Source organism: Cellulomonas sp. (assembly GCF_036279715.1).
GTDB lineage: Bacteria > Actinomycetota > Actinomycetes > Actinomycetales > Cellulomonadaceae > Cellulomonas_A.
Genome location: NZ_DASUIR010000159.1, coordinates 1 through 10,913 on the forward strand (window position 1 = coordinate 1; position 10,913 = coordinate 10,913).

Annotated in this window: 14 protein-coding genes; 5 read left to right on the forward strand and 9 right to left on the reverse strand. The window is 71.3% G+C overall.

Annotated features, from left to right (window positions below):
* The 4 genes from VFW79_RS14825 to VFW79_RS14840 all read right to left on the reverse strand — a co-directional run.
* The coding region (locus tag VFW79_RS14825; RefSeq protein ID WP_329678065.1) for a CapA family protein at window positions 1-804 on the reverse strand (804 nt) is incomplete at its 3' end.
* 46 nt (window positions 805-850) lie between these two features.
* On the reverse strand, window positions 851-1,813 hold the full coding sequence (locus tag VFW79_RS14830) for a ribose-phosphate pyrophosphokinase (RefSeq protein ID WP_329678066.1): 963 nt from the start codon (window positions 1,811-1,813) through the stop codon (window positions 851-853).
* A 356-nt stretch (window positions 1,814-2,169) separates the two neighbouring features.
* Entirely contained in the window at window positions 2,170-2,484 is a 315-nt protein-coding gene (locus VFW79_RS14835; protein WP_329678067.1) for a hypothetical protein, read from the reverse strand.
* Window positions 2,485-2,585: 101 nt separating this feature from the next.
* A complete protein-coding gene (locus VFW79_RS14840; RefSeq protein ID WP_329678068.1) occupies window positions 2,586-3,134 on the reverse strand; it encodes a DUF488 domain-containing protein in 549 nt (182 codons plus the stop codon).
* Between the two features lie 146 nt (window positions 3,135-3,280).
* Here VFW79_RS14840 and VFW79_RS14845 point away from each other — a divergent pair, with 146 nt between their 5' ends.
* On the forward strand, window positions 3,281-3,649 hold the full coding sequence (locus tag VFW79_RS14845; RefSeq protein WP_329678069.1) for a hypothetical protein: 369 nt from the start codon (window positions 3,281-3,283) through the stop codon (window positions 3,647-3,649).
* Window positions 3,650-3,683: 34 nt separating this feature from the next.
* On the opposite strand, the gene VFW79_RS14850 is transcribed toward VFW79_RS14845, so the two are convergent.
* Window positions 3,684-3,878, reverse strand: coding sequence for a hypothetical protein (locus VFW79_RS14850; protein WP_329678070.1), 195 nt, complete (start codon window positions 3,876-3,878; stop codon window positions 3,684-3,686).
* A gap of 24 nt (window positions 3,879-3,902) precedes the next feature.
* Here VFW79_RS14850 and VFW79_RS14855 point away from each other — a divergent pair, with 24 nt between their 5' ends.
* Window positions 3,903-4,313 carry a TIGR03668 family PPOX class F420-dependent oxidoreductase gene (locus VFW79_RS14855; protein WP_329678071.1) on the forward strand — a complete coding sequence of 137 codons (411 nt, stop codon included), beginning with the start codon at window positions 3,903-3,905 and terminating at the stop codon, window positions 4,311-4,313.
* 8 nt (window positions 4,314-4,321) lie between these two features.
* On the opposite strand, the gene VFW79_RS14860 is transcribed toward VFW79_RS14855, so the two are convergent.
* Together VFW79_RS14860 and VFW79_RS14865 are read right to left on the reverse strand one after the other, a co-directional pair.
* Window positions 4,322-4,618, reverse strand: a complete 297-nt coding sequence (locus VFW79_RS14860; RefSeq protein WP_329678072.1) for an antibiotic biosynthesis monooxygenase — start codon at window positions 4,616-4,618, stop codon at window positions 4,322-4,324.
* A complete protein-coding gene (locus VFW79_RS14865; RefSeq protein ID WP_329678073.1) occupies window positions 4,615-4,962 on the reverse strand; it encodes a TfoX/Sxy family protein in 348 nt (115 codons plus the stop codon). Before VFW79_RS14865 ends, VFW79_RS14860 begins: the two co-directional genes overlap by 4 nt.
* A 387-nt stretch (window positions 4,963-5,349) precedes the next feature.
* Here VFW79_RS14865 and VFW79_RS14870 point away from each other — a divergent pair, with 387 nt between their 5' ends.
* From VFW79_RS14870 to VFW79_RS14880, 3 genes are all read left to right on the forward strand, one after another.
* Complete coding sequence (locus VFW79_RS14870; RefSeq protein ID WP_329678074.1) at window positions 5,350-6,180, forward strand: ZIP family metal transporter; 831 nt, start codon at window positions 5,350-5,352, stop codon at window positions 6,178-6,180.
* A gap of 190 nt (window positions 6,181-6,370) precedes the next feature.
* Complete coding sequence (locus tag VFW79_RS14875; RefSeq protein WP_329678075.1) at window positions 6,371-7,243, forward strand: LLM class F420-dependent oxidoreductase; 873 nt, start codon at window positions 6,371-6,373, stop codon at window positions 7,241-7,243.
* A 134-nt stretch (window positions 7,244-7,377) separates the two neighbouring features.
* Window positions 7,378-8,919: a S53 family peptidase gene (locus VFW79_RS14880; RefSeq protein WP_329678076.1), complete on the forward strand. Its 1,542-nt coding sequence runs from the start codon at window positions 7,378-7,380 to the stop codon at window positions 8,917-8,919.
* Window positions 8,920-9,046: 127 nt separating this feature from the next.
* Here the strand turns inward: VFW79_RS14880 and VFW79_RS14885 are convergent, their stop codons facing one another.
* Window positions 9,047-9,310 (reverse strand): hypothetical protein, encoded by a 264-nt coding sequence (locus tag VFW79_RS14885; RefSeq protein ID WP_329678077.1) that lies wholly within the window; start codon window positions 9,308-9,310, stop codon window positions 9,047-9,049.
* A 5-nt stretch (window positions 9,311-9,315) separates the two neighbouring features.
* A complete protein-coding gene (locus VFW79_RS14890; RefSeq protein ID WP_329678078.1) occupies window positions 9,316-10,599 on the reverse strand; it encodes a glycosyltransferase family 2 protein in 1,284 nt (427 codons plus the stop codon).
* Between the last annotated feature and the right edge of the window lie 314 nt (window positions 10,600-10,913).

The window sequence follows — 10,913 nt, forward strand, 5'->3', positions numbered from 1 at the left end:
TGGCTGCCCTGTGTCGGCGAAGGTCACCAGCCACAGCAGGCCGAGGTCGTTGCGGAGCGCCGGATGGACGGCGTAGTCGTCGAGGAAGTCGCCGAGGTCGAACAGGACGCGGCCTGCGACGCCGTGGAAGACATGGGCGGAGTGCCCGGCGACGAGCGTCGCGCCGGCAGCCGTCAGGGCGGGGGCCGCGCGTCGGACGGACGGGAGGGGCTCCTGGATCAGGTTGGGTCCCCAGTGGGGAGAGACGAGCACCGGCGTCCCGGATGCCGACGCGTCGCGCACGCGCGCGCTGAGCCAGTCGGGAACGGCGTCGCCGAGGTTGGCGTGGGCGACTCCGGGGCGGTCGGGCCGAGCCGCGTACTCGGCCGGATCGTCGGTGAAGGACACGACGGTCACCGCCAGCCGGCCGAAGGTGATCACCACCGGCGCACGCGCGGTCTCGAGGTTCTCGCCCGCGCCGGCAACGGCGATGCCGGCGGCGCTCAGGGTGTGCAGCGTGTCGAGCAGCGCCTGCGTACCGAAGTCGAGCGCGTGGTTGTTCGCGAGGGTCACGCCCCGCACCCCCAGCAGCGTCAGCACATCAACGGCCGAGGAGGGTCCGCGGAAGTGGAACACGCGGCCGGGCCACGGCTCCCCGCGTTCGGAGAGGCAGCACTCGAGGTTGAGCAGCATGCCGTCGGTCGTTGCCAGGACGTCGAGCAGCTCCTCGCCGAAGAGCGTCCGTGCCGGATGGGTGGCGAGGTGCTCGGCGACACCGCGGCCGAGCATCGTGTCGCCGGCGAGCGCCAGCGTCGTGGACGGCATCGCTCCTCCTCCCGATCGGTCGGCCGCGCGCGGCGGCCGGAGACGTTCACGTCCTGATGAGCAGATCGTCGAGCGGCTCGTTGCGGTGGAGCCGCCACACAGCGTCGGCGAGCAGCGCAGCGATCGACCGTACGTGGATCGGGAGCCCGAGCCCGTCGCTCAGCACGGTGCTGTCGGTGACGAACAGGCGGCGCAGGTGGGAGCTCTCGAGTCGTCGCCCGGCGGGCCCGACGAACAGTCCGTGGGTAGCCGCGACCATGACGTCAGGCGAGGCGCCGTGCGCGGCCACGACGCGGAGGGCGGCCTCGATGGTCCCGCCGGTGCTGATCATGTCGTCGACGATCACCGCGGCCCGACCCGCGACGTCACCCACGAGCTCTTCGGCGCGGACGGCGGATCCGCTGACGCGCGTCTTGCGGACCACGGCGACCGGCGCGTTCAACAACGAGGCGAAGCGCTCGGCCAGCTTGGTCGCCCCCAGGTCCGGCGCGACCACGACCGCATCTGCCGGCAGGGCCGGCCTGACCGCCTCGGCGAGGATCGGCACCGCCGTCAGCATCTCGACCGGGATGGCGAACATGGCCTCGAGCGCCGCGGTGTGCGGGTCGACGACGACAAGCCGGTCGGCACCGGCCGCAACGATGACGTCGGCAACGACCTTCGCGCCGACGGCGTCGCCTGCGCGGCCCCGCCGGTCCTGCCGCGCGTAGCAGAAGTAGGGCACGACGGCGGTCACCCGCTCCGCGCCTCCCCGACGGCACGCATCGATCAGGAGGAGCAGCTCGACCAGGTTGTCGCTGACCGGGGGACCGGTCGGTTGGATGACGAAGACATCGGCACCGCGCACGCGACCCAGGGTCGGCCGCAGCTCGCCGTCGGGGAACCGTTCCAGCTTGGCGGGCACACACTCAGTCCCGAGCTCGGTGGCGATCGCCCGGGCGAGCGCCGGGTTTGCCGAGCCTGCGACGAGCCGCAGGGTGTCGCCGACACGCTCAGTGTGCTGGCTCATGGTTCCACCCGCCGTTCGTGCGAGATCCCCGGCCCTTCCAGCAGAGCGCGACGATGGACGGACTGTCAAGTGCTGAAGGTTCCGACCGCGACGGAGACCTCATCGGCGGGCCCCGATCTCATGAGACCCCACGCGCGGCGTTGACGACTCTCGGCTGGTGATAACTGGGGTGGGGCGTGCTCAGCGCCTCGAGGCGATCGCGCTCGTCCTTCCCTTCGCGCCGAGCCCGCTCGAGGTCGAGCACGCTCGGCGGGTCGTCGAGGCGGTGCACGACGCCCGTGAGGCGGGCAGCGGCACGCTCGTCCTGCCAGACGGGACGTTCCTCGACGTTGCCATGGTCGAGCGGGCCCGGCGGATCATCGCGCTCGCTGACTGGTACGTCGACTCGCTCTACACCGGCGGATCTTGGTGGCGCCTGCGAGCCCGGATGCGAGCTGGGACAGGTTCCCGGATCGCGGGTCGAGCGAGAACACGCGACCGTTCGCTCCGAGGCTGCCGTCCTCCGGGCCGCCCGGTAGCGAGGACACGACCAGGTCCCCATGTCGACCCACCTCCATGTCCGTGGGTACGGCCTCGAGCGCGAAGTCGTGCCCGACGACGCACGGCTCGAGCCCGAAGGCGGCCGCCGCGTCAGCGCTCACGGGCACGAGCGCGAGAGACAGGCAGCGCACTCAGCATCCTCGGAGCGGCCCTCTACCTGGCCGCCATACAGAAGGGATCGCGCGACGCTGCCCGGCCCCAGCCGGCGGGCAGGAGCTCACAGAGCGTTGCCTCATCGGGGTAGGTCGTAGACCAGTCCGTCGGGAGTCACGCGCGCTCCGGGTGACGGCAGGTGCACCATGCAGCGTCCGTCGTGCCCGAGATGCTCGACCGGTGTTCCGTGCAGCAGCACGACGACGTCGCTCACCAGCCGCCGGTGGCAGCGCCACCAGAGCGTCTCACTGCACATCATCACGGGGGTCCCGCGCTCGGTGGCAGCCACGTCGGCCAGCAGGTCCGTGATGGCGGCGCGGAACTCCGGCGTGCGCGTGTGGGCCGCGTAGGCGCGGAACGCCTCGACCTGCCACCAGGTGTCAGGCCCCGGTCGATCGGCCATCTCACGCCGGCCGCCCAGTCGAGGCTCCCACCGGTACTCGATGCCTGCGTCGGGCAACCACCGCGACAGGGCGTCGCGAGCGACGTGCGGGTACCGGCGGCTGCCCGGGAAGCGTCGGACATCGACGACGAGGCCGGCTCCGGCGCCACGCGGCAGCTCAACGATCTGCGTCTGGTCGGCGGTCCCGTGCCCGAAGGTCAGCAGGCGTGGGCTCGTGGTCGTCACCCGATCAGGGTTCCCCGTCGGGCCGACGACGTCGAGCGCGTCGGCGTCATCGGCTGCCTCCGCAGAGCCGCCCGTCGTGCGCGGATGCCCCCCGACGGAGGCGGTGAGACGCTGGATCGACGACCGGCACGACACGAGGAGGAGCCATGGCCGTGACCGCATTCGGCGATCTTCCGCTGGCAGACCGTGATCGGGAGTGGGGCAGCGACGCCGCCGAGGAGCGAGTTCGGGAGTGGGCTGGCGCCCAGGACGGCCCGACCGACCGGTACCGGGATGCGCACGTCTGGTACGACGCCGGCTCGAAGCAGAACTTCGGGTCGTACAAGCTGCTCATCGCGGATGTCGTCGACGGACGGCTGCGGGCGGTCCCGCGGGCCGTGATGGCCGCCGCGGCCGTCGTCCAGGGCTCGCGCGGGGGAGTGTCGCTGCCGACGAAGGACGTCGACCGCGTCAAGAGTCACCTGGCGAAGTACTACCGCAAGATGGACGACACGCCTCCGTGGGAGCAGGACTGACGGAATGCGCGGCGTGGACCGTCCAGCAGGCGGTTCACAGGACGACGACGCCCTTGCCGCCGCCGACGCCGGCTTCCATGTCGTGGTGCGCCTGGACGGGGACATGGAAGGGGCGACCAGCAGGTTCAGCGCCGAGGTCGAACCAGGCGCACTGCTCGTCATGGCGCCGAGGTGAGTCGACGGCGAAGCCGTGGACGAGCACCGAGCGGGAGCGCCGGGCTGCGGACACCGAACCGCGGGGTCATCCTCGAGCATGGAGCCGCACGAGTGCCGCCGACGCTTCGGTCTGGCCGACCACGCCTACCTGGCGACCGTCAACGACGACGGCTCGCCGCACCTGGTCCCGGTGACGTTCGCCCTCGCTGCGGACACGATCGTGATCGCCGTCGACCACAAGCCGAAGCGGACCACGGCGTTGCGACGGCTGCACAACATCGCGCGGCGGCCGGCGGTGAGCCTTCTCGTCGACGAGTACGCCTCGGACTGGGACCGCCTGTGGTGGGTCAGGGCCGACGGAACGGCCGCCCTGGCGGACGACGGGCCCGAGCACGTCGACGCGATCGAGCGCCTCGTCGCGCGGTACCCGCAGTACCGGGGCGTGCGCCCGGACGGGCCCGTGATCGTCGTGTCCGTGGCGAGGTGGTCGGGCTGGTCCGCGCGCTGAGCCGACAGCTACCCACCGTCGGTGGTGCTCGCCTCGACGCGGAACACCGCCAGGACGGGGTCCGCGCCGACCTGCCGGAACAGCTGGGGCGCCGCAGGAGGCTCGGGTGCTGCCCGCATGCGGTCAAGTGCCGCCTGGTCACGCCACAGCGTCTGGATGCGCCAGGCGCCGTCGCGTGCTCGTAGCAGCTCGGTCCGCTCCAGGCCGTCGGGCTTGGGCTCGGCGAGCAGTCGTCTGAACCCGTCGAGGAGGTCAGCCTCCCGCCCGGGCTCGACGATCGCACTGACCTCGGTCATGACCTTCATCGCACCCTCCTGACCTTCGGTGGCAGCGTGCTGACGTGGTCGCGCGCACGCTCCAGCCATCTCGTCTTCTCCGCGTCGGGCAGCTCTGCCGGAAGGGACAGGAAGCCGCCCATCGGACGCTCCGCGGGACCGAAGTGTCCACTTCCCGGCACAGCGGCCAGCTCGGCCAGCCCCGCAGGATCCAGCTTCACCCCGACGTCCTCGCCGAACAGCCCGGCGAACATGTTGCCGTTCACGAACGCCGCAACGGCCCCGAACATCGGCCGCACCTCGACCGACGGCCACGGCGGCACCAAGGAGCGGAAGTAGGCCTTCGCCTCGTCGCTGTGCTTGGGCATCTGCATCAGGTGTCTCCCTCGACAACGGCTCGCCCGGGGCGCGACTGGGCACTTCTGACGGTAGGGGGTCCCGTCAGTACCTGTCTCGGCGCGTCCAGCCTCAAGACCATCGGCATGGCCGTCACCGTCTCCGGTCTGCTCGCGGTCATCCAGACGGTCGTCATCATCATGGGCGGCATCGACCTCACGGTCGGGTCGGCCGCGGGCCTCGCGTCGGTCAGCTCGGCGAGGCGGGCGTCGACTCGCGCTCTGAGACGACGCGCCGGCCGCCGTCACGACTCAGCGCCGCTTCGGGGCGACCGACCGACTTGGGGTAAGGGTCGCCTCACCTGTACCGTCTCGTCGGCGGTCGGGCACCCCGGTTCGCACCGAGTGGATTGAGGACGCGCAGCCATGAGCCCGACATCGATCGCAGCGTTGGGCGCCATCGCCGGGGTCACGATCTTCATCGGGCTGCCGGTCGGCCGGGTCCGCAACGCCGCGCCCCGCACGCGGGCTCTGCTCAACGCCGCCGCCACCGGGATCCTGGTGTTCCTCGTCTGGGACGTGCTGACGCATGCGTGGGAGCCGATCGACGCAGCGCTCACGGCGCGCGAGATGGGCACAGCCGGTGGGTTCGGCGCGGTCCTCGCGGTCGCGTTCACGCTCGGCCTCATGGGGCTGGTCTACCTCGACCGGTGGATCGCCCGGCGGGCCAGGCGCCCCGTCCTGGTCGGTCACGGCGTACCGGTGGAGCCTGTACCGGGTGCCCTCTCGCCGGCGGCGGCCCATGCGCAGCGGCTCGCGATGATGATCGCCGTCGGCATCGGCCTGCACAACTTCGCGGAAGGCCTCGCGATCGGGAGCAGCGCAGCGTCCGGCGCACTGCAGCTGGCCGTTCTCCTGGTGATCGGGTTCGCGTTGCACAACGCCACCGAGGGCTTCGGAATCGTCGCGCCGCTGGCGGTCGAGGGGTACCGCCCGTCGTGGGGCTACCTGGGGGTGCTCGGCCTGATCGGTGGTGGACCCACGTTCGTCGGCACCCTCGTCGGCCAGCGGTTCACCAGCGACCTCGCGTCGGTCGCGTTCCTCGCGCTGGCGGCCGGCTCGATCCTGTACGTCGTGGTCGAGCTGCTCGCCGTGGCGCGCCGCATCGGCTTCAAGGAGCTGACGACCTGGGGCCTCGTCATCGGCGTGCTGCTCGGCTTCGCCACGGACGCGATCGTGACCGCCGCCGGGGCCTGACCAGGGGGCGAGGCCAGCCGCTGGCGGTCGCGATGAGCGCGGGTCTGTCGCCGTCCGCCGGCCTCCCAGCTCAGTGTGGCCTGTGCGACGCGGAGGACGACGTCGGTGCGCGCGGGGTTGACGTGGAGCGCGCTCGAAGAGCCAGGCTGGACCGGTCGGCATCCGTCGGCGACGCACGAGAGGGGTAGCCATGCGGATCGGTGTGCACGTCTTCCGGTTCGACGCCGTCGAGCCGAACCAGCTGCGGCGCGAGCTCGCGCACACCTGCGAGGCCGTCGAGGCCGGCGGGATCTCCTGGCTGTCGGTGATGGACCACTGGTTCCAGATGCCGGGCTACCCGGCCGACGACCCCATGCTCGAGGCGTACACGACGCTCGGCTACGTCGCCGGGCTCACGTCGACGGACCAGCTCGGCGTGCTGGTGACCGGCGTCACGTACCGGCACCCCGGGCTGCTCGCCAAGATCACCGCGACGCTCGACGTGCTCTCCGGCGGTCGGGCGACACTCGGGATCGGAGCCGCGTGGTACGAGCGCGAGCACCTCGCGCTCGGTGTGCCCTATCCGCCGCTGGCTGAGCGGTTCGAGCGACTCGAGGAGACGCTGCAGATCTGCCGGCAGATGTGGGACCCGGACGACAACGGCCCGTACGACGGCACGCACTACAAGCTGGCGGAGACCTTGTGCTCCCCGCTGCCGTTGCACCGACGCCCCGAGGTCCTCGTCGGCGGGTCCGGTGAGCGCAAGACGCTGCGGCTGGTCGCGCAGTACGGAGATGCGTGCAACCTGTTCCCGAGCTCACCGGACGAGGTCGCGCGCAAGCTCGACGTCCTGCGTCGGCACTGCGATGACGTGGGCCGCGACCCGGCCGAGATCCGGGTGACCCTCCTCGACGGCGGACCGGAGCTCACGGTGGGCGACACCTCCGCGTTCGTCGAACGCATGACGCCGTACGCGGCGCTCGGCGTCGAGAGCGTCATCGTCATGCCGCCGAAGGGCAGCCTGGCGACCTGGGTGCAGAACAGCGTGGCGCCGGCCGTGCCGGCGCTGGCCGACCTCAGGTGACGTTCACACGTTCTGGCGTCCTCATGCGGCCAGGGCTTGCGCCTGCGACCGTTGCGCGGTCGGATTGTCCGTGATGTCGCCCGGCCCAACCGGGGCGGGGCAGCTGCGTCGTCGACTCCGATCGGGGAGTGCTCATGCGCACAGTCGTTGCTTTGGCTTCTGGCACGGTGATCGGCCTCGCGGCCGTCGCGGGGGTGGCGTCAGGCGGTGCTTCCGTCGCCGCGCCCGCCGTCGTACCGTTCGCTGCGGAGGCGCCGGACACCCCGGCCATGCCGACAGGGACGGGAACCCCACCGGCGTGCGTCTCGCCGGCGCCGGTGAAGACCTACGCGTACTACCACTGCTACGGACCGAACGAGGTCCGCGCGGCCCACGGGCTCCCGGCGCTGGCCACCACCAGCACGGAGGGCGCGGGGCAGACGATCGTTCTCGTCGACTCCTACGGGAGCCCGACGGCGGAAGCCGACCTCGCCACCTTCGCGTCGTCCTTCGGCGGGCCGGCGCCCAGCGTCGAGCAGTGGTTCCCGCAGGGAGAGCCCGGCTTCCCGACCACGACGGTGAACGGCAACGGGAGCTCCCAGTCCGGGCCCGCGGCTGCAGCCGGGTGGGCCGGCGAGGCAGCTCTGGACGTGGAGTGGGCCTATGCGCTCGCACCGGCCGCTCACATCGTGCTGCTGGCCGTGCCCCCGGCCGAGACTCAAGGCGTTCCCGGTCTGCCGAACCTCATGAACGCGATCGACAAGGCGATCGACCGGTTCCCGGCCGGCACGGTGTTCTCGATGTCCTTCGGGACGGACGAGTCGGCGTTCGCCAGCCCAGCGGCGGCCAAGGTCGCGTTCGCGCGGTTCGACCAGACGTTTGCCAAGGGAGACGCCAAGGGCGACACCTTCTTCGCGTCGTCGGGCGACGCCGGTTCGGTCGGCGTGACCCGCGCCCACCGGCAGACCGCGACGAGTCCGGACCCGCAGGTCTCCTACCCGAACGTCTCGCCGTACGTCACGTCGGTCGGCGGCACGCAGCTGCAGTACGGCTGGACGTGGGACCCGACCAGCGACACCCCGTTCCTGGCCGACGGCAGCCTCAACCCCGACTACTTCGCCTGGAACTCCGGCGGGAGCTCCGAGCCGGTGGACAACGAAGGCTGGGCAGGACTGGTGACGGGCGGCGGGCTGTCGACGGTCTACCCGCGGCCTGCGTACCAGGACGCTGTCGCGGGGGTCGTCGGGGATCACCGTGGAGTGCCCGATCTCTCGTGGAACTCCTCGGTCAACGGCGGCGTGCTCGTCTACACGTCCTTCTTCCCGGGCGTCAACCGGCTCGGCTGGCACCTGTACGGGGGCACGTCGGCATCCTCGCCCCAGGCGGCCGCCCTCACTGCGCTGGCCAACCAGCAGCGCATCGCCGCGCAGAAGGCGCCGCTCGGCAACCTCAACTCCGTGATCTACTCGACGGCGTTTCCTCGAGGCGCGGCTTTCACCGACGTCGTCCCGTCGACGTACGGCACGACGCCCAGCGGGCACCTCGACACCAACCGCGTCTGGGACATCGGTGCCGACGGCGCGCTGACGCCTGACCCGGTCCCGGGATACCCGACCACGGACGGCTACGACCTGACGACCGGCTGGGGCGTCCCGGCGGGACCGACGTACGTGGCGGCCCTGGTCGCGGCTCCGTAGCTCGACCTGAGACACGGCGTCGGCCGGAGACGTCGACCGGCGCCGTGTCTCGGACCGTCTCGCACTGGGCGCCACCCTGAACGACGCCACGACGCTCAGGCGCGCAGGGTGTCAGGACGCGCAGGTGTCAGGAGTCGTGCTCCGGCGGCTCCGGGAAGATGCTGCGGTTCTGCGCCCGGCGGTTCCGTCCCCCGAACCAGGCCGGCGCATGAACCTTCGGCAGCGCCTTGGCAGCTGCGAGGGTTCCGTAGACCAGCGTGTTGATCGCCACGAACGCCGCGAGGATCTTGAACGGGGCAGACTGGACGACCGACTCGGGTAGGAGCAGGCCCTGGGGCACGACGGCCGCGGCGACAGCGGCGGAGACGACGGTGGCGGCGTGGGTCAGCATCGGCGTCACACCTCCCGCAGGCTGTCGACGGGCTCGACGTCAGTGGACGGACCGCCCGGCAGTGCCGCATGCTCGACGTGCTTCCAGCTGGCCTGCCGCCCGAGCGTGATGTCGAGGACTCCCTTGACGTAGACGACATCGAGGAACGCCGCGAAGACGAGCTCGGGGAAGAGTGCGGCAGCGAGCAGACGTGCCCGCCAGCCGCCCTTCCACACCGTGACCATGCGTTCGACGGTGAACAGCAGGCCGAGCCCCATCCAGAAGGGGAACCAGACCCAGGTGCCCATCGACACCACCATGAGCAGGATCAGCACGAAGAACGACGTCAGGGCGATGACCCCGTAGCCGATGCCGAGCTGCTGCACCCAGTAGCGGAACGTCTTGCGGGTCATGCCGTAGGCGCCGAGGTTCTCCAGCGCACCGCGCTGCCAGCGCAGTCGTTGGGACCACAGCGTCCGCCAGCTGGGCATGACCTCGGTGACGACCGTGCACTGCTCGGGCGAGATCATCAGTGCGCCGAGCGACTTCAGAGCGATGGTGAGCTCGTTGTCCTCGGTCAGGGCCGCGGTGTCGTACACGTCCCCGGGCGTCCCGGGGATCGAGGTGCCGCGGCTGCGAGCGACGGTCCGCAGCGCCTCGGGCCGGAACAACGAGGCGGTCCCGGTGAGCACGAACACCTTGCCGCGTCGACGCCGGATCTCGCGGCTGTAGCGGATGTACTCGTTGCGCTGGAACTGGCCGAGCAGCCCGGCGCCCTCGTCGCCGTAGAAGAGGCCACCGATCGCCATGAGGGCCCGGTCAGCCGTGAGGCGCGCGACGGCCGTCTCGAGGAAGCCGTCGTCGAGCCGGGTGTCGGCGTCAACGATCATGACGACGTCGTTGGGGCCCAGCTCCGGAAGCAGGCGTCGGAGCACCTGGTTGAGTGCGCCGGCCTTCTTGTGAGCGTTGCCGACCGACTCGACGACCTCGACACCGGCTCGTCGGGCGATCGCGACCGTGGAGTCGGTGCAGTTGTCCGCGACGACGATGATCCGCGCCGGGGGGTGCGACTGGCCGACCAGCGACGCGATCGTCGCACCGAGGGAGGCTTCTTCGTTGTGCGCGGGGATGAGGACGGTGACGGTCACCGGGCCGGCGAAGGTGCCCTCGGTCCGCGCCATGACGAGCTTCGGGGCCAGCGGGTTGGTCGCGATGTTCACAGAGCGGCGCGACTGGTTGGTGATGCGTCGTTCGAGGAGGGCCACGCCCGCGGCGAACAGGACGGCGAGGCCGACGGCGGCGACCGCCACGCGCGCCGGCCAGGCCGAGGATCAGGACACCGATCAACCGCGGGAACCACCGCTCGTCGGAGCGCCCGTCCAGGGCGGAGCTGCCGGTGGAGTCGACGTCGGCCGACGGCAGAGCGGCCCCGCTCAGTGGCTCGGCATCACTCAGGCGATCCGCTGTTCGCTCCGACACAGTCCGCCGTCCCGTATGCCCTGCGCGATGTCCTCCGCACCGGCATGTGCCGGCTCCAGGTCCATCGGCAACGGTGAGGCGACCGGTGAGCGGCCACGACGCCTGGGGTGGGTGAACTCAGCGCCGAATACGCCCATGGCCGCCA